Raw genomic sequence first — 23,576 nt, 5'->3', positions numbered from 1 at the left:
TGGGGTCAGTCCATGCGCTTGCGCGGGCCTACAGATAACCGCGTAACTGATTGATATTGCGATGTTTCGTAGGCCTGGTAAGGCGGAAGCCGCCACCCGGCAGACATGTGAGCACAATAACGAAGACAGATTTGTCATCACCCGGAAGCCCTCTGAACAGAGGGCTTTTTTTATGTTTGTGCGGTTACAGCTTGTCACAATTCTTCATAATTATATTGATAATCGCAATCATTATCTTTATCATTTTCGCCCATTACGGATGAAGCCACTCCCCGTCTCTGCCGCTTGTACAGACTGACACCGGGCGACCAGCCACATCGACGAGAAAACAGCGCGAGCATGCCGCCGACAGAGCGACAGGCCGCCAGCGCGTGTGAGCAGCACCTTGTTGTTTGTTTGGTTGTACACCTCATGGAGATTTGGAATGTTCAGGTTAAACCCTTTTATCCGGGCGGGATTGTCTGCGTCCGTCGTATCGTTGGCGTTTCCGGCTCTGGCCGATGTGAATGAAGAAACGCTGGTGGTGACCGCCTCGGCCACTGAACAGAATGTCAAAGACGCGCCGGCGAGCATCAGCGTCATCACCCAACAGGATTTACAACGCAAGCCTGTTCAGAACCTGAAAGACGTGCTGCGCGATGTGCCTGGGGTCCAGCTCACCAACGAAGGGGATAACCGCAAGGGCGTTAGCATCCGCGGTCTGAGCAGCAGCTATACCCTGATCCTGGTCGACGGCAAGCGCGTTAACTCGCGGAACGCCGTCTTCCGCCACAATGACTTCGACCTTAACTGGATCCCGGTGGATGCTATTGAGCGTATCGAAGTGGTGCGCGGCCCGATGTCTTCCCTCTACGGCTCCGATGCGCTCGGTGGGGTGGTCAACATTATTACCAAAAAAATCGGCCAGAAATGGACCGGGACGCTGAGTGCTGATACCACTATTCAGGAGCACCGCGATCGCGGGGATACCTATAACGGCCAGTTCTTCACCAGCGGCCCGCTGATCGACGGCGTACTTGGAATGAAGGCCTACGGCAGCCTGGCAAAACGCGCCAAGGACGATCCGCAGTCATCCAGTAATGCCACCGGCGAGACGCCGCGCATCGAGGGCTTCACCAGCCGCGATGGCAATGTTGAATTCGCCTGGACGCCGAACGAAAACCACGATTTTACCGCAGGCTACGGCTTTGACCGTCAGGATCGCGATTCCGATTCCCTTGACCGCAACCGCCTTGAGCGGGAGAACTACTCTCTGAGCCATAACGGCCGCTGGGATATCGGCAATAGCGAGCTCAAGTTCTACGGCGAAAAGGTGGATAACAAAAATCCAGGGCAGAGCGGGACTATTACCTCGGAAAGCAATGCCATCGACGGCAAGTATGTCCTGCCGCTGGGCATGATTAACCAGCTGGTGACCTTCGGCGGCGAATGGCGCCACGACAAACTGAAAGATCCGGTCAACCTGAGCAGCGGCGGCCAGTCAACGTCGGCTAGCCAGTACGCCCTGTTTATCGAAGACGAATGGCGCATCATCGAGCCGCTGGCGCTGACCACCGGCATTCGTATGGACGACCATCAGACCTATGGCGATCACTGGAGCCCGCGCGCCTATCTGGTGTATAACGCCACCGATACCGTCACCGTCAAAGGCGGCTGGGCGACGGCGTTTAAAGCCCCGTCGCTGCTGCAGCTTAACCCCGACTGGACCACCAACTCCTGTCGCGGCTCGTGCAGCATCGTCGGTAACCCGGATCTGAAACCGGAAACCAGCGAAAGCTTCGAGCTCGGTCTCTACTACCGCGGGGAAGAGGGCTGGCTTGAAAATGTCGAAGGCAGCATCACCACCTTCCAGAATAATGTCGACGACATGATCGATGTTCTGCGCACCTCCAGCGCCAGCGAAGCGCCGGGCTACCCGAACTTTGTCGGCTGGAAAACCGTCAACGGCAAGCGCGTGCCGATCTTCCGCTATTTCAACGTCAACAAAGCCCGCATCAAAGGGGTGGAGACGGAGGTGAAGATCCCGTTTGGCGATGAGTGGAAGCTGACGGTGAACTACACCTACAACGATGGTCGCGATCTGAGCAATGGCGGCGACAAACCGCTGCAGACGCTGCCGTTCCATACTGCCAACGGCACGCTCGACTGGAAACCGCTGGACGATTGGTCCTTCTACGTGACGGCCAACTATACCGGCCAGCAGCGCGCGGTGAGCGCCACCGGCAAAACGCCGGGCGGCTACACCCTGTTTGACGTTGGCGCGGCATGGCAGGTGACCAAAAACGTGAAACTGCGCTCCGGGGTGCAGAACGTGGGTGATAAAGATCTGAGCCGGGACGACTACAGCTATACCGAAGAAGGCCGTCGCTACTTTATGGCGGTGGATTATCGCTTCTGATTGCCGGCGCTAAAACGCATCCTGTAGGCCTGAACATGCGCCGCGAAGCAGCTTCGCGGCGCATTGGCGTTTAGCCAAAGAGATGCTGCGCATGGAAGCGCAGATGGTCTTCAATAAACGAGGCAATGAAGTAATAGCTGTGGTCGTAACCGGGCTGGATGCGCAGCGTTAACGGCCAGGCCTTCTGCCGCGCGACCTCCGCCAGTACCGCCGGCTGCAGCTGTCCGGCAAGGAATGGATCGTTGTCGCCCTGATCGATAAGCGTCGGCACGGCGTCCTCCGGCCGGCTGGCCTGCATCAGCGCGCAGCTGTCCCAGGAGTGCCATGCCGATTCATCCGCGCCGAGATAGGCGGTAAACGCTTTCTTGCCCCACGGGACCTGGGAGGGATTGACGATCGGCGCGAAGGCGGAGACGCTGGCGTAGCGGCCGGGATTTTTGAGCGCCATAATGAGCGCGCCGTGGCCGCCCATCGAGTGGCCGCTGACGGCGCAGCGTTCGCCGACGCTAAACTCGCTACGAATAAGCGCGGGCAGTTCGTCACGCAGGTAATCGTACATTCGGTAGTGCGCCGCCCAGGGCGCCTCGGTGGCGTTCAGGTAGAAGCCGGCGCCTTGTCCGAGATCGTAACCGTCGTCGTTGGCCGCCTCGTCACCGCGCGGGCTGGTATCCGGCATCACCAGCGCGATGCCCAGCTCGGCGGCAATGCGCTGGGCGCCCGCCTTGGTGGTAAAGTTCTCATCATTACAGGTCAGCCCCGACAGCCAGTACAGCACCGGCGGCGGCGTTTCGCGCTCAGGCGGTAAAAAAATGCTGAACGTCATGGCGCAGTTCAGGACAGGGGAGTGATGACGCCAGCGTTGTTGCTGGCCGTCAAAACAGCGATGCTCTTCAAGCAGTTCCATGCAAGGCTCCTCGGAAGGGATGTGCGCGTAAACGTTCATAATACAGATATTTCATTAGCCGGTGAGCAACTTTCACTTTCTCCTTTTGAGAACTTACTGCATCATTAATGCAACTTATAGCCAACATGCCGGTGTAGCGACGGCGCTTATGAATGCGTACAGCGGTTGGAACATTCCGGATACGGCGATAAGGATTTGGCGTTGCGCCTGAGGCATGGCTTCGCTCCCTAATAAAAGGCAGCGCCAATTTCAATAATTATCGTTACGGCTACTGGATTCTGTGCGCCACCTCACGCACAATGAATACAAACTTTGCCCCCAGAAAAAGCAAAGAGCGCCACACCTGCAGGAGAAACATAAATGTCATCACTGAGTAAAGAAGCCGTCCTCGTTCATGAAGCGTTGGTCGCTCGTGGGCTGGAGACGCCGATGCGTGCGCCAGTACAAGAAATTGATAACGAAACACGCAAGCGTTTGATTACCGGTCATATGACCGAGATTATGCAACTGCTGAATCTGGATCTGAGTGATGACAGTCTGATGGAGACCCCGCATCGCATCGCCAAAATGTATGTCGATGAGATCTTCTCCGGGCTGGATTATTCTCGCTTCCCGAAAATCACCGTCATTGAAAACAAAATGAAGGTCGATGAAATGGTCACCGTGCGCGATATCACCCTGACCAGCACCTGCGAACACCATTTCGTTACCATCGATGGTAAAGCGACGGTAGCCTATATCCCGAAAGATTCGGTGATCGGCCTGTCGAAAATCAACCGCATCGTGCAGTTCTTCGCCCAACGTCCGCAGGTCCAGGAGCGTCTGACGCAGCAGATCCTGATCGCGCTGCAGACGCTGCTCGGCACCAACAACGTGGCGGTATCCATTGACGCGGTGCATTATTGCGTGAAGGCGCGCGGCATTCGCGACGCGACCAGCGCCACCACCACCACCTCTCTCGGCGGCCTGTTTAAATCCAGCCAGAATACCCGCCAGGAATTCCTGCGCGCAGTACGTCACCACAACTAAAACGGAGCAGGGTGCATGGAGAGAAATGTCACGCTGGACTTTGTCCGCGGCGTCGCCATCCTCGGTATCCTGCTTCTCAATATCAGCGCCTTCGGCTTGCCGATGGCCGCTTATCTCAATCCCGCCTGGTCAGGAAGCGCGTCCCTTAGCGATGCCTGGACCTGGGCGCTCCTCGACCTGCTGGCGCAGGTGAAGTTTCTCACCCTGTTCGCGCTGCTGTTTGGCGCCGGTCTTCAGCTATTGCTTCCGCGAGGGAAGCGCTGGATCCAGTCGCGGCTGACGCTGCTGGCGCTGCTCGGTTTCATTCACGGTCTTTTTTTCTGGGATGGCGATATTCTGCTGGCCTATGCCCTGGTGGGGCTGGTGAGCTGGCGCATGGTGCGTGAGGCGCACCATGTCAAATCGCTGTTTAACACCGGGGTGGTGCTCTACCTCACCGGCATTGCGGTGCTGGTCCTGTTGGGGATGATCTCCGGGACCGCGGCGAATCGCTCGTGGGCGCCGGACGCGGCGAACCTGCAATATGAGCAGTACTGGAAGCTGCACGGTGGCATGGAGGCGGTCAGCAACCGGGCGGATATGCTATCTGACAATCTGCTGGCGCTGGGCGCGCAGTATGGCTGGCAGCTGGCGGGGATGATGCTGATGGGCGCGGCGCTGATGCGCAGCGGCTGGCTGAAGGGGCAGTTTAGCCTGCGTCACTACCGGCGTACCGGCGCGCTGCTGGTGGCGGCCGGCATGGCGGTCAATCTGCCGGCAATATTCGCCCAGTGGTATCTGGCCTGGGACTATCGCTGGTGCGCGTTTTTACTGCAGGCGCCGCGCGAACTTAGCGCCCCGCTGCAGGCTATCGGCTATGCCGCGCTGGCCTGGGGCTACTGGCCGCAGCTCTGCCGTTTCCGCCTGGTGGGCGCTATCGCCTGCGTCGGACGCATGGCGCTGACCAACTACCTGCTGCAGACCCTGATCTGCACCACCCTGTTTTATCATCTTGGGCTGTTTATGCGCTTCGATCGTCTGCAGCTGCTGGCCTTTGTCCCCCCCATCTGGGCCGTTAACCTCCTTGTCTCATCGCTCTGGCTGCGCCGCTTCCGCCAGGGGCCGGTGGAATGGCTGTGGCGTCAGTTAACCCTGCGTGCGTCAGGCACATCATTGAAAGACACATCCAGATAACGATCTCGATCACAATCATTAACAAAACGGATGTAAACGTTTCCAGCCGTGTGACCTCACTCACGCAGCGGACCGCGGGTCGCTGCCAGAATAGCCTCCTTGCTAAGCACAGGAGGTGAATGTGACGTGCTGTAATTCTCTTAAGGTCGCTGAGTATGATCACCATTCGTGATGTCGCCCGCCAGGCGGGCGTTTCCGTGGCCACCGTGTCGCGGGTGCTGAATAACAGCGCGCTGGTGAGTCCGGATACGCGCGACGTGGTGATGAAAGCGGTGACCCAACTGGGCTACCGGCCCAACGCCAACGCCCAGGCGCTGGCCACCCAGGTCAGCGATACCATCGGCGTGGTGGTGATGGACGTCTCCGACGCCTTCTTCGGCGCGCTGGTGAAAGCAGTGGATACCGTTGCTCAGCAGCATCAGAAATATGTGCTGATCGGCAACAGCTATCACGAGGCGGAAAAAGAGCGTCACGCCATCGAGGTGCTGATCCGTCAGCGCTGCTCGGCGCTGATCGTCCATTCGAAAGCGCTGAGCGATGATGAACTGAGCGACTTTATGCAACATATCCCGGGGATGGTGCTGATCAACCGCATCGTGCCGGGGTATGCCCATCGCTGCGTCGGACTCGACAACGTCAGCGGCGCGCTGATGGCCACCCGTATGCTGCTCAATCATGGTCACCAGCGCATCGGCTATCTCTCCTCAAACCACGGTATTGAAGATGACGATATGCGCCGGGAAGGGTGGAGCAAAGCGCTGCAGGAGCAAGGCATCATCGCCCCGGACAGCTGGATCGGTTCCGGCTCCCCGGATATGCAGGGCGGTGAAGCGGCGATGGTCGAACTGCTGGGGCGCAATCTCGGCCTCACCGCGGTGTTTGCCTATAACGACAGCATGGCGGCCGGCGCGCTGACGACGCTGAAGGACAACGGCATTGTCGTGCCGCAGCATCTGTCGCTGATTGGCTTTGATGATATTCCTATTTCCCGTTACACCGATCCTCAGCTCACCACCGTGCGCTATCCGGTAATGTCGATGGCAAAGCTGGCCACCGAGCTGGCGCTGCTGGGGGCGGCCGGCAAGCTGGATCGCGAGGCAACGCACTGCTTTATGCCGACGCTGGTGCGCCGTCATTCCGTTGCCCAGCGGCAAACTGTGGGGCCGATCACTAACTGACGCGATCGCGGGATGTAACCGCTTTCAATTTGTGAGTAAATTCACAGTATATTAACATTCGCCTGATTATGATGGCAGCGTTTACCAGTCTGAACCACGAGGTGATGGATATTCCTCACTTTATTTAGTAGGAACAAGGCGTTAAACGAGTTTTACAGTCGTATTTTTCTGGAGCGTTACCCGACACGGAAGACCGAATTTTCGTCGTGAAATGCGTTGTGCGGTAACACTAATGCAACAAATCCCGCCTGCATTTTCTCACAATAATGACCCTGCATAATAAAACCGGAGATTCCATGAATAAGAAGGTGTTTACCCTGTCTGCTGTAATGGCTGGTCTGTTATTTGGCGCCGCCGCACACGCAGCAGATACCCGTATCGGCGTGACGATTTATAAATATGACGACAACTTTATGTCGGTAGTGCGTAAGGCGATTGAAAAAGATGGCAAATCCGCGCCAGACGTCCAGCTATTGATGAATGATTCGCAGAACGACCAGTCGAAACAAAACGATCAGATTGACGTGCTGCTGGCGAAAGGCGTGAAGGCGCTGGCGATTAACCTGGTTGACCCGGCCGCCGCAGGTACGGTGATTGAAAAGGCGCGCGGGCAGAATATTCCGGTGGTGTTCTTCAACAAAGAGCCTTCCCGCAAAGCGCTGGATAGTTATGACAAGGCTTATTACGTCGGTACCGACTCGAAAGAGTCCGGGATTATTCAGGGCGATCTGATCGCCAAGCACTGGAAAGCCAACCCGAACTGGGATCTGAATAAAGACGGTCAGATCCAGTACGTTCTGCTGAAAGGCGAGCCGGGCCATCCGGATGCGGAAGCGCGTACCACTTACGTTATTAAAGAGCTGAATGATAAAGGTCTTAAGACCCAGCAGCTGCAGCTGGATACCGCGATGTGGGATACCGCCCAGGCGAAAGACAAAATGGACGCCTGGCTCTCCGGCCCGAATGCCAACAAGATTGAAGTGGTGATCGCTAACAACGACGCCATGGCGATGGGCGCGGTTGAAGCGCTGAAAGCGCACAACAAGAGCAGCATTCCGGTGTTCGGCGTTGATGCCCTGCCGGAAGCCCTGGCGCTGGTGAAATCCGGCGCGATGGCCGGTACTGTGCTGAACGATGCCAACAACCAGGCGAAAGCGACCTTCGAGCTGGCGAAAAACCTTGCCGACGGGAAAGACGCCGCGGCAGGCACCAACTGGAAAATTGACAACAAGATTGTTCGCGTCCCCTACGTGGGCGTCGATAAAGACAACCTGAGCCAGTTTACCGGCAAATAATCGTGATGTGAGTTGCGGGCGTGGGTTATCCACGCCCGATTATTCCTGATACAGAACCAGACTCCTGCTGGCGCTAGTGCGCCGGACGGGGCTTGCATGAACGCAGCCAGGTATAACTATGGTCAGCAATAATAGCGAACGGTCAGGCGAATATTTGTTGGAGATGAGCAACATCAACAAATCGTTTCCTGGCGTCAAGGCTCTTGATAATGTCAACCTGAAGGTTCGTCCGCACTCCATTCATGCGTTAATGGGTGAGAACGGCGCCGGTAAATCGACATTATTAAAATGCCTTTTTGGGATCTATCAAAAAGATTCCGGTAGCATTCTTTTTCAGGGAAAAGAGATCGATTTCCATTCGGCGAAAGAAGCCCTGGAAAACGGTATTTCGATGGTGCATCAGGAATTAAACCTGGTATTACAGCGTTCGGTCATGGATAACATGTGGCTCGGGCGCTATCCAACTAAAGGCATGTTTGTCGATCAGGACAAAATGTACCGGGATACCAAGGCCATTTTTGATGAGCTGGATATTGATATCGATCCGCGCGCCCGCGTCGGTACCTTATCGGTATCTCAGATGCAGATGATTGAGATCGCGAAGGCGTTTTCCTATGACGCCAAAATCGTCATCATGGATGAGCCGACGTCATCGCTGACGGAAAAAGAGGTCAACCATCTGTTTAAGATCATCCGTAAGCTGAAAGATCGCGGCTGCGGTATCGTCTATATCTCGCATAAAATGGAAGAAATTTTCCAATTGTGCGATGAAATAACCATCCTGCGCGACGGCCAGTGGATCGCCACCCAGCCGCTGGAAGGGCTGGATATGGATAAGATCATCGCCATGATGGTCGGGCGTTCGCTTAACCAGCGTTTTCCGGATCGCGAAAACACTCCGGGCGAAGTGATCCTCCAGGTGCGCAATCTCACCTCGCTGCGCCAGCCCTCCATTCGCGATGTCTCTTTTGACCTGCATAAGGGCGAAATTCTCGGTATCGCCGGCCTGGTGGGCGCTAAACGCACCGACATCGTGGAGACCCTGTTCGGCATCCGTGAGAAGGCCAGCGGCACCATCACGCTGCACGGCAAGAAGATCAACAACCACAGCGCCAACGAGGCGATAAACCACGGTTTTGCGCTGGTGACCGAGGAGCGGCGCTCTACCGGGATTTACGCCTATCTGGATATCGGGTTTAACTCGCTGATCTCCAATATTAAGAAATATAAAAACAGCGTCGGCTTGCTGGATAACTCGCGAATGAAGAGCGATACCCAATGGGTTATTGACTCGATGCGCGTCAAAACCCCCGGTCAGCATACGCAGATTGGCTCGCTTTCCGGTGGTAACCAGCAAAAGGTCATTATAGGCCGCTGGCTGCTGACCCAGCCGGAGATCCTGATGCTGGATGAGCCAACGCGCGGTATCGACGTCGGCGCCAAGTTTGAAATCTATCAGCTGATTGCCGAACTGGCTAAAAAAGACAAAGGGATCATTATTATTTCTTCCGAAATGCCGGAACTGCTGGGGATTACCGACCGCATTCTGGTGATGAGCAACGGCCTGGTCGCGGGCATTGTTGAGACTAAAACCACCACGCAAAACGAAATACTGCGTCTTGCGTCATTGCACCTTTAAGATCAGGGGCTTCACATGAGTGCGTTAAATAAAAAGAGTTTTCTCACTTACCTGAAAGAGGGTGGGATATATGTTGTCCTTCTGGTCCTGCTGGCCATTATTATTTTCCAGGATCCGACATTTTTAAGTCTGCTCAACCTGAGTAATATTCTGACCCAGTCCTCGGTGCGTATTATTATTGCCCTCGGCGTGGCCGGACTTATCGTCACGCAGGGGACCGACCTCTCCGCCGGCCGTCAGGTGGGTCTGGCGGCGGTGATTGCCGCCACCATGCTGCAGGCGGTGGATAATGCCAATAAGGTATTCCCGGATATGGCGACCATGCCGATCCCGCTGGTGATCCTGCTGGTGTGCGCCATCGGGGCGGTCATCGGCCTGATTAACGGGATCGTCATTGCCTACCTGAACGTGACGCCGTTTATTACCACTCTCGGCACCATGATTATCGTCTACGGCATTAACTCGCTGTACTACGACTTCGTGGGCGCGTCGCCGATCTCCGGCTTCGACAGCCACTTCTCCCATTTCGCGCAGGGGTTTGTGGCGCTGGGCTCCTTCCGCCTGTCCTACATTACCTTCTACGCGCTGATTGCCGTCTTCTTTGTCTGGATCCTGTGGAACAAGACGCGCTTTGGCAAAAACATTTTCGCTATCGGCGGTAACCCGGAAGCGGCGAAGGTCTCCGGGGTTAATGTAGCGTTAAACCTGCTGATGATCTATGCCCTCTCCGGCGTGTTCTACGCCTTCGGCGGCCTGCTGGAAGCCGGACGTATCGGTTCGGCGACCAATAACCTCGGCTTTATGTATGAACTGGACGCCATCGCCGCCTGTGTGGTGGGCGGCGTATCGTTCAGCGGCGGGGTAGGGACGGTGTTTGGCGTGGTGACCGGGGTGATTATCTTCACCGTCATCAACTACGGCCTGACCTATATCGGCGTCAACCCTTACTGGCAGTACATTATTAAGGGGGCGATTATTATCTTCGCCGTGGCGCTGGACTCCCTGAAATACGCCCGTAAGAAATAAGATTGAACGCATCAAAAACCCGCGCCTGGCGCGGGTTTTTTTTATCTGAAACGAATGCGTTGATGGAGGCTACTTTTCTTTCTGCAGCTCCAGCAGCTGCTCCGGGGTGACGGCCGGGTAGGATTGGGCGTCATCCGGCACGTCATGCTGCTGCGCCGGAATCGGGATGAGAGGGCCGAGAAAGCGCGGTTCCCGTTTGAAGATATAGAGGTCCGCCAGCGCGCCAAAGCGGGCGCCGAACTCGCGCAGCCGCACGCTCCACATATCCTTCGGCGACGGCACCGCGTAGCACTGGGCCTGGATCCCCATATGCAGGGCGATAAACAGCGCCCGTTCGCAGTGGAAGCGCTGGGTGATGATAATGAAGTCGTTGGTGTCGAACACTTTCCGGGTACGGACGATCGAGTCGAGGGTACGGAAGCCGGCATAGTCCAGTACGATATCCGCGGGATCGACGCCGCCTTTAATCAGGTCCCGACGCATGGTCATCGGTTCATTGTAGCTTTGCAGAGCATTATCGCCGCTCAGCAGGAGATAGTTGACCTTGCCGCTGTTGTAGGCGTTCAGCGCACCCTGGATGCGGTAACGGTAATACTGATTGATGACGCCGGTGCGGTAATATTTGGCGGTGCCCAGCACCACACCGACCTGACGGTAGGGCAGGTCCTGCAGTTCATCATAGATATAGGGCGCGGTTTTCCAGCTCATCCAGCGGTCAAGGCCCAGCACGGTCAACAGCAGCAGGCCGAGCAGGACTAACAGGCTGTAGAACGCACGCTTTAACATGAACTTGGCTCAATAATAGACAACGGAGTCTTCAGGCTACTTTACCCGCCGGGTAAGCGCAAGAAACCCGCGTTTGATTGCGGGGATTTTCAGCAATATAGACAGATCGCCGAATGCAGGCCGGGTAAGGCGTGAGCCGACACCCGGCATAGTGATCTTCAGGTCGCCATGGCGCGAACCGTAGGTCGGGTAAGCGTAGCGCCACCCGACACCTAACGGTATAAAAAGTCGGCCGGATAAGCCGAAGACGCCGTCCGGCAATCTGCTCAGGCTGATCAACCTAACAGGACGCGCTCAATATTGTGGCAGCCCAGCGCCTTCAGGGTGGCGACGGTGGCATCCCACTGGATCAGCGCCGCGTCGGCTTTCTCCGCCAGGATTGCCCGCTGGATAGCGGGATAATCATAGCCGTTGAGGCTCAGGAGATTCAGCGCCCCCTGCAGCGGCGGCAGCGTCGGGTTGAACGCTGCGTTTTCCGCATAGCTACCGCTGAAAATGGTACCGTCTTTCAGCTCCAGCGCCACGCCGGAAGGCGAGTGGCTGTAGGGCGCATGGCAGCGGTTGGCGGCCTGAATAGCTGCCTGGGTTAGGGCATCGCCGCTGACCGGGAAGCCATGGTCCTGTTCATCCATCAGCAGGGTTTTGATCTCCAGGTCTTTCGGGCCAAAGGCGTCCGGCAGATAGTGCTCCAGGGCATGCGCTTCGCGACCCGGCAGATGAATGCGCAGCGCCAGCCCGCTGTTCAGTTCGTTCATAAACTGACGGCAATGACCGCACGGCGTGTAGTTCACCGTGATAGCGCGCAGGGAGGTCTCGCCGCGCAGCCAGGCGTGGCTGATGGCGCTCTGTTCCGCGTGAACGGTCTGCTGCATGGTAGCGCCGAGAAACTCCATATTGCCGCCAAAGTACCAGCGGCCGCTGACGCCGCGGGCGATAGCCCCGACGTTAAAATGAGAAAGGTCGGGGCGCGCGCAGGCAGCGGCAAGCGGCAGTAGCGCAAAAGCCAGCGCGTCTTCGTCCAGACCTGTCGCATGCTGCAGCGTCGCCACCTGATCGGCTTCGAGCAGCGCCGGGAAATGCGGGTCGGCGAGCATCGGGGCGATGGCCGCCTGCAGATCTGCTGCCAGAGTCGTCAAAGCAGCTTGAAAACGTGAGTGCATAGCGTTGCCTCATAACAGTGTAATGGGAAGCCAGTGTACGGGCGGCCAGCGGTTCCATATGTGATGAATATCTCATTGTTTATGCAACTTTGATTTGTTGCATTAAAAAATGTGATTTAAATCACAATTTATCCCACCACCGCGAGGATCAGCGGAAATAAGAACGGCGCCATCAACGAGGTGATGATCCCGCACAGCACCAGCGCCAGCGAGCTAAACGCCCCTTCCTGGTAGTCCAGTTCTGCACAGCGGGCGGTGCCGAGGGCGTGCGAGGCGGTGCCCATTGACAGGCCGCGCGACGCTTAGGTGCGAATGCGCATCAGGTTAAGCAGCGTATGGCCGAATACCGCGCCGAGGATGCCGACAAAAATCACGCACACGGCGCTGATGGCCGGAATACCGCCGATGCTGCCGCTGACCGCCATGGCAATTGGCGTAGTGACTGACTTAGGCAGAATAGAGGCGGCGATTTGCGGCGTGGCGCCCATCAGCAGAGCGACGGTGGTGCCGGTGATCATCGCCACGCAGCTGCCGATAAAGCAGATGGTAATGATAGATTTCCAGCGGGCGCGGATCTGGTGCAGCTGTTCATACAGCGGGAACGCAAGGGCCACTACCGCCGGCTGCAGCAGATCGTTCAGGACTTTGCTGCCGGCAAAATAACGCTCATAGGAGATCCCGGTCAGCAGAAGAAATGGAATAATCACCACCATCGCCACCAGCAGCGGGTTGAGCAGCGGGAACTTAAAGCGGGCCGCCAGTTTGCGGGCGAGAAAAAAGACGATCAGGGTTAGCGGTAGCGACCACCAGATTTCATGCATCATTCTTCTTTTCCTTTTTGGCCAATCACTTTACGTTCGCCATGCACCAAATGGGAGCTCCAGCTCACCACTACAAACACCACCAGCGTACTGATGGCGCAGGAGATAACGACAGGCCCCAGCTGGGCGCGCAGCAGATCCCAGTACTGCATCACCCCAACGCCGATCGGCACGAACAGCAGCGCCATATAGCGGATCAGGATATTGCAGCCGGGGTTGACCCATTGCGGCGGCATAATTTGCAGCGCCAGCAGCACGAAGAGGATCAGCATGCCGATGATGCTGCCGGGGATAGTGATAGGCAGCAGCCCGGCGATAAAAATTCCGGCGTACAGGCAGGCGTAAATCAGGACGAAAGCCCGCAGGTACTGCCAGATAATAGTCAGCGATTTACTCATGGTAATAACCCTTGATGAAGTGCATTCATCATACAATTAATCCCTAAAATGTGCTACCGATCACATCATGAATTCTATGCATAGCGCTGATAGCTTACGGGAACCTAGTCTCACCCGTCAGGGCCCGACACCTTGCGGCTCAGGCGGGATCGCTCCCCACGCTACCTTGCTGGATGAGGCGCGGCAAATAAAGGCGAATGGGACGCCACAGACCTCTGTAAAGCATAGAGATTATCTCGCCGCTTTGCCGCATCGAGCGTGCGGGGAACGGCGTGCGTCTGGTCCGACGCATTGAGCGCTTTCAACCAGCGCCCGGAGGCGCTACCATAGCGCCTCTTTTTTTTCGGGTAACGATATGCGTGTTCTACTGGCGCCGATGGAAGGCGTGCTCGATTCGCTGGTGCGCGAGCTGCTGACCGAGGTTAACGATTACGATCTCTGCATCACCGAATTTCTGCGCGTGGTGGATCAACTGCTGCCGGTAAAATCGTTCTACAGGCTATGCCCGGAACTGCATCACCAGAGCCGCACGCCGTCCGGCACCCGCGTACGGGTCCAGCTGCTGGGACAATATCCCGAGTGGCTGGCGGAAAATGCCGCCCGCGCGGTGGCGCTGGGTTCATGGGGGGTGGATTTAAACTGCGGCTGTCCGTCGAAGCTGGTAAACGGCAGCGGCGGCGGGGCAACGCTGCTGAAAGATCCAGAGTTGATCTATCGCGGCGCGAAAGCCATGCGAGAGGCGGTTCCCGAGCATCTGCCGGTGACGGTGAAAGTTCGTCTTGGCTGGGACAGCGGTGAACGGCGCTTTGAAATCGCCGACGCGGTGCAGCAGGCGGGGGCCAGCGAACTGGTGGTTCACGGCCGTACCAAAGAAGATGGCTACAAAGCCGAACGCATCAACTGGCAGGCGATCGGCGAGATCCGCCAGCGCCTGACTATCCCGGTGGTCGCCAACGGTGAAATCTGGGACTGGCAAAGCGCCCAGGATTGTATGGCTGTCACCGGCTGCGATTCGGTGATGATTGGCCGCGGGGCGCTCAATGTGCCGAACCTCAGCCGGGTGATCAAATACAACGAACCGCGCATGCCGTGGCCGCAGGTGGTCCAGCTGTTGCAAAAATATACCCGCCTGGAAAAGCAGGGTGATACCGGCCTGTATCATGTGGCAAGAATTAAGCAGTGGTTAGGCTATTTACGCAAGGAATATACCGAGGCGCTGACCCTGTTTAATGAAATCCGCGCCCTGCAAACGTCTGCTGAAATAGCGGCGGCGATCGGCCGCTATTAACCGCCATACTGTTATTCGCTTCACATATTATTACTTGCATGCCTATTGATGATAGGCATGGGTTGAATAAAGTGATAATGTGCGGTCAATCAATTCAGGATTGCTACTGAACTCAGGCAAAACCTAAGCACTTTCGTCATTCGTGGCGCAAAGTGCTTAGGTTTTTTTTTGGTAAAAATTCAGGGTGGATAAAATGATGATGTAAAACAATGAGATGTGAATAACGATTTCTCTGGCATTGTCGCGGTTTTATTACCGACGGACGCTTTTTGCCATTCATTTTTAAAAAAAGAAAACGGGTAAATAAATAGCCTGGGGATCCCCTTTGTTTTTATTCAGTCACGGTGGATATCACAATGCATAACAAAAAAATAAATCAGCTTTTGATCGGCGCTATGCTGGCGGCCATGGCGCCTGCCGTGAGCGCCGCGGACATCCCGGCGTGGAACGGCAGCGCGCTGGGGTTTGAAGCCGGGCAGCAAGGGCTGCTGGGCGATATGCTAGGCATTCGTCCGATCCTTGAAGAAAACGGCTTTCATTATAATCTCGGCTATCTTAACGAGATGGCCTACAACGCCGGCGGCGGCTATAACCATGATAAACGTCTGGCCTATATTGACCAGGTGTCATTGACCTTTACCCAGGATCTGGAGCGCTGGACCGGCATACCGGACGCGCGGCTTGAGGGCAATATCGTCAACCGCAACCATGATGATAACCTCACCACGAAACGGCTGCAGGATCCGCGGGTGAGTTTCAACGATCTATCGCAGGAGAGCTGGGGCGGCGGGTCGATTACCCGCCTTGGCTGGCTCACCTTTGCCCGCAGCTTTGACGACCGCCGCCTGACCTGGCGCATCGGCATGATGAACAAGGTGCAAACCTTCGACCAGATCATTCCCTGCGATTTTCAGCTGCTGACCCAGTGCGGTGGGAAATCGGCCAACTCGCTGACCTGGAATAACTGGAACATTCACACCTGGGGCACCACCCTGGAGTACAAGCTGACGCCGACGGTCACCCTGAAAGGCGGGGTGATGGAGCAAAACCCGCAGGCTACCGCGCGCAGCCACGCGTGGAGCTGGTCGACGAAGGGTAGCAAAGGCATCTTACTGCCGATGGAGATCGAAACCCGTCCGCTGATTAATGGCCTGCCGGGAGCCTATAACCTTGGCGTGGTCTGGACTAACGCGCCGCAGAGCGACCTCTACAGCGGTAAATCCGGCGGCGCCGGGGCGACCGATCCGCAAGGTTACGCCGAGCACGATAGCACCTGGTTTATGTACGCCGGCCTGAACCAGCAGATCACCCGCCACGCCGACGACCCGCTGCGGGGGATGAGCGTCTCACTGAGCGGCAGCCTCAGCGACCAGCGCAGCAACTATATCCACTCCGCCGTCGCCGCCTCCATGCGCTACCGCGGTCTGTTTGACGCCCGCCCGGAGGACTGGATTGGCTTCGGCCTGACGTGGATCGACATGAGCAGCCACTACGCACGTAATCAGCGCTATATGAATCAGATAAGCGGCGCCACCGACTATAACGATCCGGCTTACCAGCCGGTGGCCGGTCATTCGCTGAACGGTGAGCTCTATTATCGCTTCCGCCCGGTCTCCTGGCTGGAGCTGCAGCCGGGCCTGCAGTACTGGCACCGTCCAGGCGGCGTCGCGCAGACCCAGGATGCGTGGGTAGTGGAGTGGAAAACCGTCGTGACCTTCTGATAGTCGCGATCTTAATCACGTTTTTTCACTTGTCAGGTTGAGCGCGCAGCAGAAGTTGTTAAAGTGCGGGTGTTGGATTGCAACTGCTGCGGCAGGCAAAACCTGATCACCTGGCGTTTCGTCGGGGGTCAGGTTTTTTTGTTTCTGGGGTCTATATGCAAATCGCCAAAGTACTCAATAACAATGTGGTGGTGGTTCTCGACGAGCACCGGCGCGAACAGGTGGTGATGGGGCGAGGGCTGGCCTTTCAGAAACGCCCGGGCGACGTGCTGGACGACAGTAAAATTGAAAAAGTTTTCGCCTTACAAAGCGATGAGCTGGTCGGCCGCTTAGGCGAGCTTCTCAGTCAGATACCGTTAGAAGTGATGACCACCTGCGATCGCATTATCGACCTGGCACGCGGACGGCTGGGCAAGTTACAGGAAAGTTTGTACATCACGTTAACGGATCACTGTCATTTTGCTATCGAGCGGCAGAAAAAGGGCATCGCACTGCGTAACGTGCTGCTGTGGGAGATTAAGCGGCTGTATCCGAAGGAGTTCGCGCTGGGCCAGGAGGCAAGGGCCATCATTGCCAAAAGGCTCGGCGTGGAGTTGGCGGAGGACGAAGCCGGATTTATCGCCCTGCATCTGGTGACGGCGCAGCTCAACAGCGAAATGCCGGAGGTCATGCACGTGACCCGGGTGATGCAGGAGATCCTGCAGCTGGTGAAGTATCAGCTGCAGCTTAACTACGATGAAGAGTCGCTGAGTTATCAGCGTTTCGTCACCCACCTGAAGTTTTTCGCCCAGCGGATGCTGACGCGCACGGTGGTGGAAGATGACGACGTCTCGCTGCACAGCGCGGTGAAAGATAACTACGCCAAAGCGTGGAAGTGTGCGGAAACGGTGGCGACGCATCTGCAAAAGCAGTATCAGCGGTCGCTGACCACCGAAGAAATTATGTTTCTTGCCATTCATATCGAACGGGTAAGAAAAGAGGGGCGTTAATTCTCCCCAACAAAACTGGATTGTTACTGCATGATGCAGGCAAAACCTGAGCGCGACGCCCACCGGCGTGGTTCTCAGGTTTTTTTATTTTTTACTACTCAGTCGCCGGTTGTCTGCGGGCAGCGGCAGTAAGGAAAAGAGCATGGAATATAAAGCACTCGCGCAGGATATTCTCAACCGCGTCGGCGGCAAAGAGAACATTGTGAGTCTGGTTCACTGTGCGACACGTCTGCGTTTTAAACTGAAGGATAACGGCAAAGCCGATGCCGAAGGGCTGAAGGCCAATCCGGGCGTGATTATGGTGGTGGAGAGCGGCGGCCAGTTTCAGGTGGTGATTGGCAACCACGTTCACGACGTCTGGCTGGCGGTGCGCCAGGAGGCGGGGTTAAGCGATGACAGCGAACCGGTTGCCGAGGAAAAAGCGGCCAAAGGATCGGTGTTAAGCCAGCTTATCGACATCATCTCCGGCATTTTTACACCGTTTATCGGCGTGATGGCGGCAACCGGTCTGCTGAAAGGCCTGCTGGCGCTGGCGGTGACCTGCGGCTGGCTTACGCCGGAGCAGGGGACTTATAAAATCTGGTTTGCTGCCAGCGACGCGCTGTTCTTTTTCTTCCCGCTGTTTCTTGGCTATACCGCCGGGAAGAAGTTTGGCGGCAACCCGTTTATCTCGATGGTGATTGGCGGGGCGTTAACCCACCCGCTGATGATTCAGGCCTTTGAGGCCAGCCAGGCGCCGGGCGCGGCGGTGGAGCACTTTCTCGGCATTCCGGTGACCTTTATCAACTACAGCTCGTCAGTGATCCCGATTATTCTCGCCTCATGGGTCTGCTGCTGGCTGGAGCGCAAGAGCAACGCGCTGTTGCCGTCATCGATGAAAAACTTCTTCAGCCCGGCCATCTGCCTGGCGGTGGTGGTCCCGCTTACCTTCCTGGTGATTGGTCCGGTCGCCACCTGGCTGAGCCATCTGCTGGCCAACGGCTACCAGTTCATTTATGCGTTTGCGCCATGGCTGGCGGGCGCGGTACTGGGCGCCATGTGGCAGGTGTGCGTTATTTTCGGCCTGCACTGGGGGCTGGTGCCATTGATGATCAATAACATGACGGTGCTTGGTCACGACTCCATGCTGCCTATTATCCTCCCGGCGGTGATTGCCCAGGTGGGCGCCGTGCTCGGGATTTTCCTCGCCACCCGCGATGCGCGTCAGCGGGTGCTGGCCGGTTCCGCCTTCTCCGCCGGGCTGTTCGGCATCACCGAGCCGGCTATTTATGGCGTGACTCTGCCGCTGCGCCGTCCGTTTATCTTCGGCTGTATCGCCGGAGCGATTGGCGGGGCGATCACTGCCTTTAGCAACAGTTATGCCTACTCGTTTGGCCTGCCAAACATCTTTTTCCCGGCGCAAATGATCCCGCCCGGCGGGATTGACGCCAGCGTCTGGGGCGGGCTTATCGGCACCGGCGTGGCTTTCGTGCTCGCCTGCGTGCTGACCTTCTTCGCCGGCCTGCCGCGCGCCAGCGCTGCACCAGGCGCCGTGACGGTAGCCCCGGCCTCGGCAAACGATATTCTGGCGCCGATGAGCGGCAGCGTTATCGCCCTCGAGCAGGTGCCGGACAGCACCTTCGCCAGCGGCCTGCTGGGTAAAGGTGTCGCCATTATCCCGGCGGTGGGCCAAGTGATTGCCCCGTTCCCGGGCGAAGTGGCCTCCCTGTTTCAGACTAAACACGCCATCGGCCTGCAAAGCGACAGCGGCATTGAGCTGCTGATCCACGTCGGCATCGACACGGTCAAACTCGACGGCGTGCCCTTTACCGCGCATGTGAAAGAGGGCGACAGGGTACAGGCCGGCGATCTGCTGATTGAGTTTGATCGCCAGGCGATTCTGGACGCCGGCTACGACCTGGCGACCCCGATCATTATCAGCAACAGCGACGACTACCGGGAGATTGACACGGTGGCGTCCAGCGCCGTCGAAGCCGGTCAGCCGCTGTTGTCAGTCAGCCATTAATCACAGGAGAAAGAGATGAAAACATTCCCGGCGGATTTTTTGTGGGGCGGCGCGACCGCGGCCAATCAGGTGGAAGGTGCTTATCTGGAAGATGGCAAAGGCTTATCCACCTCCGATGTGCAGCCGCATGGCGTGTTCGGCGAAGTGGTCGAGCGCGTACCCGGCGACAGCGGCATAAAAGATGTGGCGATCGATTTTTACCATCGCTATCCGGAAGATATCGCCCTGTTTGCCGAGATGGGTTTTAACTGCCTGCGAGTCTCCATCGCCTGGACCCGCATCTACCCCAACGGCGACGACGCCGAGCCGAACGAAGCCGGCCTCGCGTTCTACGACAAGCTGTTCGACGAGATGGCGAAGCACAACATCACCCCGCTGGTGACGCTGTCGCATTATGAAATGCCATGGGCGCTGGTAAAAAACTACGGCGGCTGGGGCAGCCGGGAGGTGATTGGCTTCTTTGAGCGCTACGCCCGGACGGTGTTCAGCCGCTATAAAAATAAGGTCAAACTGTGGCTGACCTTTAACGAAATCAATATGTCGCTACATGCCCCGATGACCGGGGTCGGCCTGCCGGCCGGCAGCAGCAAAGGCGAGGTGTATCAGGCGATTCACCACCAGCTGGTGGCCAGCGCGCTGGCGGTCAAAGCCTGTCATGAGCTGGTGCCTGAGGGCAAAATCGGCAATATGCTGCTCGGCGGGCTGATGTATCCCCTGAGCTGCAAACCGGAGGATGTGTTCGAGACGCTGCAGGAGAACCGCAGCTGGCAGTTCTTCGGCGACGTACAGGCGCGCGGCGCGTACCCGGGCTATATGCAGCGCTATTTCCGTGACAACGGCATCACGCTCACCATCACCGACGCCGATCGTGAAGCGCTAAAAACCACCGTCGACTTTATCTCCTTCAGCTACTACATGACCGGCTGCGTCACCGCCGACGAGGCGCTGAACCAGCAGGCGCGCGGCAATATTCTCAGCATGGTGCCGAACCCGCACCTGGCGAGCTCGGAGTGGGGCTGGCAGATAGATCCGCTGGGCCTGCGCACACTGCTGAACGTGCTGTGGGATCGCTACCAGAAGCCGCTGTTTATCGTGGAAAACGGTCTGGGCGCCAAAGATAAGGTGGAAGCCGACGGCAGCATTAACGATGACTACCGCATCAGTTACCTGAACGACCACCTGGTGCAGGCGCGGGAAGCCATTGACGATGGCGTTGAGCTGATGGGCTTTACCAGCTGGGGACCGATTGACCTGGTGAGCGCCTCAAAGGCGGAGCTGTCGAAGCGCTACGGCTTTATCTATGTCGACCGCCATGATGACGGTACCGGCACCCTGGCGCGCAGTAAGAAGAAGAGCTTTGGCTGGTATAAAGAGGTGATTGCCAGCCGCGGCGCCAGCCTGAAAGCCTAAAGAATGCCCGCCCGGCCATCGCCGGGCGGGAGATTAGCCGGTTTACGCGCGCGCAGTAAAAAGATCATCGGACGTTCTTTCTCTTCATCCAGAGCGGGCAGGGTGGTAAAGAGGTGCGGCTCGTTAAAAGATGCCTGCTCATATTCACCCCTTGAATTGATAAGGTTGTTTATTTTTAGCAAACTAATAATTTAGTCACACGCTTTACTAAACGCGTTTAATTCAATTAACTTATGATAACCAACCTGATTAAGTTATCTGACCTGTCCAATGAAATTGATATTAAATAAAAGCGTGCTGGCGGCATTGCCCCTGGCCATCGCGCTGGCTGGCTGCGCGCCATCTCATGAGGTTGCTAATCCGCCGCAGCAGCAAATTCCGGCCTCCCATGTTTCCATGGATCTCCCTGCCGCCGTGAAAAATTGCTGGCCGCAGACTGACTGGTGGAAAGATTACCATGACCCACAGCTTAATAATCTGATTCAGCGAGCGTTGGCCAACGCGCCGGATATGCAGATTGCCGAACAGCGCATCAGGCTTGCCGAAGCGCAGGCGCGAATGTCGCAGGCGAATCTTGGCCCGGAGATGGATTTCTCCGCCGATATTGAACGCCAGCGCATGTCGGCCGAAGGCCTGATGGGACCGTTTGCTACCGACACCGACGGCAATACCGGCCCGTGGTACACCAACGGTACCTTTGGCCTGACCGCCGGTTGGGATCTCGATCTGTGGGGAAAAAACCGTGCGCTGGTGAAAGCGCGTATCGGCGAGCTGAAAGCCCAGGTTGCTGAACAGGCCCAGACCCGTGAGCTGCTCTCCGGCAGCGTGGCGCGTCTGTACTGGCAGTGGCAGACGGAAGCGGCGATCAAAGCGGTGCTGCAGCAGGTGAAAAACGAGCAAAATAATATCGTGACGGTCGACAAGGCCCTGTATCAGCGCGGGATCACTAACTCCGCCGAAGGGGCGGAGAACGATATTAACGTCAGCAAAACCGACCAGCAGCTGGCGGACGTGACGGGCACGATGAAAGAGATTGAAGCGCGGCTGATGGCCCTGACCAACAGCCAGAGCCAGTCGCTAAACCTCAAACCCGCCAGCCTGCCAACGGTCAGCGCGCAGCTGCCAGATACCCTCGGCTATGAGCTGCTGGCGCGCCGCCCGGATCTGCAGGTCGCCCACTGGTATATTGAGGCGTCCCTGAGCGAAGTGGACGCGGCGAAAGCGGCATTTTATCCGGACATCAATCTGATGGCGTTCCTGCAGCAGGATGCCCTGCACTTAAGCGATCTTTTCCGCCATTCGGCGCAGCAGATGGGCGTTACTGCCGGGTTGACGCTGCCGATCTTTGACAGCGGCCGCCTTAACGCCAACCTGGATATCGCCAGCGCGCAGAATAGCCTGTCGATCGCCCAGTACAACAAAGCGGTGGTGGATGCCGTTAACCAGGTGGCGAAAACCGCCAGCCAGGTCGAAACATTAATGGCCAAAAGCCAGCAGCAGCAGCAGGTTGAAAAAGACGCTCAGCGGGTAGTAGATCTGGCGCAGGCCCGAATGGCGGCGGGGATCTTACCTGGCTCCAGAGTCAGTATGGCGAAGCTCCCGGCGCTGCAGGAACGGATCACCGCATTGCGCCTGCACGGCCAGTGGATTGACGCTAGCATTCAGCTGACCTCGGCCCTCGGCGGCGGCTACCACCAGACGGTGAAGTAACCGCCAACCACGGTGCGCCCGCGGGCGCGCCGCTTAGTCTTTCTTCTTACTCTCGCGCCGCCTGAGCCACCAGTGGGCGGCCACCACCACCACCACCGCGAGGATCAGCCAGATCCAGTGCTTCAGATGGGCGTCCAGATGATGCAGCCACGGGCCAACCACCTCGCCGCCGAGATAGCCAATGGTGGTAAACAGCAGGGCCCACACCAGCGCTCCGACAATATTCAGCGGCAGGAAAATGCGCGGCGGCAGGCGGCTGGCGCCGATCAGCAGGGGGCCGATTACCCGGAAGCCATACATAAAGCGGGTGCCGATGACAAACAGCCACGGCCGGTGCTGGATCATACGCTGCGCTTTACGGATCCGCGCTTTCTGACTGGCGAAACGGCGCAGGATGCGTCCCCCGAAGCGGCGACCGACCAGATAGAGCAGCTGATCGCCAATCATCCCGCCGAGGGCGACGGCGATCACCACCAGGGGAAATTTCAGTAGCCCCTGATGCGCCGCGACGCCGCCCAGCAGGGTAATGGTCTCACCTTCCGCCATGCTGCCGACGATCAGCGCCGCGTAGCCATACTGGGAAATCAGGTGATTGATATCCATAAAAAGCTTTTCTCCTTACCTCATCACCTCTTAATCATACACC

Annotated in this window: 17 protein-coding genes and 3 pseudogenes; 13 read left to right on the top strand and 7 right to left on the bottom strand. The window is 57.2% G+C overall.

Annotated features, from left to right (window positions below; genetic code table 11):
• The first annotated feature begins 424 nt into the window (after positions 1 to 424).
• Positions 425 to 2,398 carry a catecholate siderophore receptor CirA gene (cirA, locus tag HMPREF3140_RS05225; RefSeq protein ID WP_002912926.1) on the top strand — a complete coding sequence of 658 codons (1,974 nt, stop codon included), beginning with the start codon at positions 425 to 427 and terminating at the stop codon, positions 2,396 to 2,398.
• Positions 2,399 to 2,468: 70 nt separating this feature from the next.
• Here cirA and fghA read toward each other — a convergent pair whose 3' ends face one another.
• Complete coding sequence (fghA, locus tag HMPREF3140_RS05220; protein ID WP_004151123.1) at positions 2,469 to 3,302, bottom strand: S-formylglutathione hydrolase; 834 nt, start codon at positions 3,300 to 3,302, stop codon at positions 2,469 to 2,471.
• A gap of 360 nt (positions 3,303 to 3,662) precedes the next feature.
• Here fghA and folE point away from each other — a divergent pair, with 360 nt between their 5' ends.
• The 6 genes from folE (at position 3,663) to mglC (ending at position 10,642) form a co-directional block, all read left to right on the top strand.
• Positions 3,663 to 4,331 (top strand): GTP cyclohydrolase I FolE, encoded by a 669-nt coding sequence (gene folE, locus HMPREF3140_RS05215; RefSeq protein WP_002912924.1) that lies wholly within the window; start codon positions 3,663 to 3,665, stop codon positions 4,329 to 4,331.
• 15 nt (positions 4,332 to 4,346) lie between these two features.
• Positions 4,347 to 5,504: a DUF418 domain-containing protein YeiB gene (gene yeiB / locus HMPREF3140_RS05210; RefSeq protein ID WP_070552870.1), complete on the top strand. Its 1,158-nt coding sequence runs from the start codon at positions 4,347 to 4,349 to the stop codon at positions 5,502 to 5,504.
• A 155-nt stretch (positions 5,505 to 5,659) separates the two neighbouring features.
• Positions 5,660 to 6,682 (top strand): HTH-type transcriptional regulator GalS, encoded by a 1,023-nt coding sequence (galS, locus tag HMPREF3140_RS05205; protein WP_002912919.1) that lies wholly within the window; start codon positions 5,660 to 5,662, stop codon positions 6,680 to 6,682.
• Positions 6,683 to 6,978: 296 nt separating this feature from the next.
• Complete coding sequence (mglB, locus tag HMPREF3140_RS05200; RefSeq protein WP_002912878.1) at positions 6,979 to 7,977, top strand: galactose/glucose ABC transporter substrate-binding protein MglB; 999 nt, start codon at positions 6,979 to 6,981, stop codon at positions 7,975 to 7,977.
• 118 nt (positions 7,978 to 8,095) lie between these two features.
• A complete protein-coding gene (gene mglA, locus HMPREF3140_RS05195) occupies positions 8,096 to 9,616 on the top strand; it encodes a galactose/methyl galactoside ABC transporter ATP-binding protein MglA (RefSeq protein ID WP_002912876.1) in 1,521 nt (506 codons plus the stop codon).
• A 15-nt stretch (positions 9,617 to 9,631) separates the two neighbouring features.
• Entirely contained in the window at positions 9,632 to 10,642 is a 1,011-nt protein-coding gene (gene mglC, locus HMPREF3140_RS05190) for a galactose/methyl galactoside ABC transporter permease MglC (RefSeq protein WP_002912871.1), read from the top strand.
• Positions 10,643 to 10,711: 69 nt separating this feature from the next.
• Here mglC and sanA read toward each other — a convergent pair whose 3' ends face one another.
• From sanA to HMPREF3140_RS05170, 4 genes and pseudogenes are all read right to left on the bottom strand, one after another.
• Positions 10,712 to 11,428 (bottom strand): outer membrane permeability protein SanA, encoded by a 717-nt coding sequence (gene sanA / locus HMPREF3140_RS05185; RefSeq protein WP_002912870.1) that lies wholly within the window; start codon positions 11,426 to 11,428, stop codon positions 10,712 to 10,714.
• A gap of 275 nt (positions 11,429 to 11,703) precedes the next feature.
• On the bottom strand, positions 11,704 to 12,588 hold the full coding sequence (gene cdd / locus HMPREF3140_RS05180; protein WP_002912869.1) for a cytidine deaminase: 885 nt from the start codon (positions 12,586 to 12,588) through the stop codon (positions 11,704 to 11,706).
• Positions 12,589 to 12,716: 128 nt separating this feature from the next.
• Positions 12,717 to 13,412 (bottom strand): annotated as a pseudogene (locus tag HMPREF3140_RS05175) (CidB/LrgB family autolysis modulator).
• A complete protein-coding gene (locus tag HMPREF3140_RS05170; protein ID WP_002912865.1) occupies positions 13,409 to 13,807 on the bottom strand; it encodes a CidA/LrgA family protein in 399 nt (132 codons plus the stop codon). The pseudogene HMPREF3140_RS05175 and the gene HMPREF3140_RS05170 overlap by 4 nt, the downstream one beginning before the upstream one ends.
• 355 nt (positions 13,808 to 14,162) lie before the next feature.
• Here HMPREF3140_RS05170 and dusC point away from each other — a divergent pair, with 355 nt between their 5' ends.
• From dusC to HMPREF3140_RS05145, 5 genes and pseudogenes are all read left to right on the top strand, one after another.
• Positions 14,163 to 15,095 (top strand): tRNA dihydrouridine(16) synthase DusC, encoded by a 933-nt coding sequence (gene dusC / locus HMPREF3140_RS05165; protein WP_002912862.1) that lies wholly within the window; start codon positions 14,163 to 14,165, stop codon positions 15,093 to 15,095.
• A gap of 356 nt (positions 15,096 to 15,451) precedes the next feature.
• A complete protein-coding gene (locus tag HMPREF3140_RS05160) occupies positions 15,452 to 16,816 on the top strand; it encodes a carbohydrate porin (protein ID WP_070552869.1) in 1,365 nt (454 codons plus the stop codon).
• Between the two features lie 155 nt (positions 16,817 to 16,971).
• On the top strand, positions 16,972 to 17,805 hold the full coding sequence (gene bglG / locus HMPREF3140_RS05155) for a transcriptional antiterminator BglG (protein ID WP_002912842.1): 834 nt from the start codon (positions 16,972 to 16,974) through the stop codon (positions 17,803 to 17,805).
• A gap of 30 nt (positions 17,806 to 17,835) precedes the next feature.
• Positions 17,836 to 19,810 (top strand): annotated as a pseudogene (bglF, locus tag HMPREF3140_RS05150) (PTS beta-glucoside transporter subunit IIABC).
• A gap of 15 nt (positions 19,811 to 19,825) precedes the next feature.
• A complete protein-coding gene (locus HMPREF3140_RS05145) occupies positions 19,826 to 21,220 on the top strand; it encodes a glycoside hydrolase family 1 protein (protein ID WP_019725436.1) in 1,395 nt (464 codons plus the stop codon).
• Here HMPREF3140_RS05145 and HMPREF3140_RS29210 read toward each other — a convergent pair.
• Positions 21,217 to 21,318, bottom strand: a pseudogene (locus HMPREF3140_RS29210) (SAM-dependent methyltransferase); the annotation flags it as partial. The gene HMPREF3140_RS05145 and the pseudogene HMPREF3140_RS29210 sit on opposite strands and share 4 nt — an antisense overlap.
• A gap of 172 nt (positions 21,319 to 21,490) precedes the next feature.
• On the opposite strand from HMPREF3140_RS29210, the gene mdtQ reads away from it, so the two are divergent.
• Positions 21,491 to 22,930 (top strand): multidrug resistance outer membrane protein MdtQ, encoded by a 1,440-nt coding sequence (gene mdtQ, locus HMPREF3140_RS05135; RefSeq protein WP_032411966.1) that lies wholly within the window; start codon positions 21,491 to 21,493, stop codon positions 22,928 to 22,930.
• A 33-nt stretch (positions 22,931 to 22,963) separates the two neighbouring features.
• On the opposite strand, the gene HMPREF3140_RS05130 is transcribed toward mdtQ, so the two are convergent.
• A complete protein-coding gene (locus tag HMPREF3140_RS05130; RefSeq protein WP_002912833.1) occupies positions 22,964 to 23,533 on the bottom strand; it encodes a DedA family protein in 570 nt (189 codons plus the stop codon).
• Positions 23,534 to 23,576: the final 43 nt, after the last annotated feature.

Source organism: Klebsiella sp. HMSC16A12, from assembly GCF_001808265.1.
In the GTDB taxonomy this organism is placed as follows: Bacteria; Pseudomonadota; Gammaproteobacteria; order Enterobacterales; family Enterobacteriaceae; genus Klebsiella; species Klebsiella pneumoniae.
The sequence above is the reverse complement of the archived record's forward strand: the minus strand, read 5'-3'. Positions and strand labels throughout refer to the sequence as shown.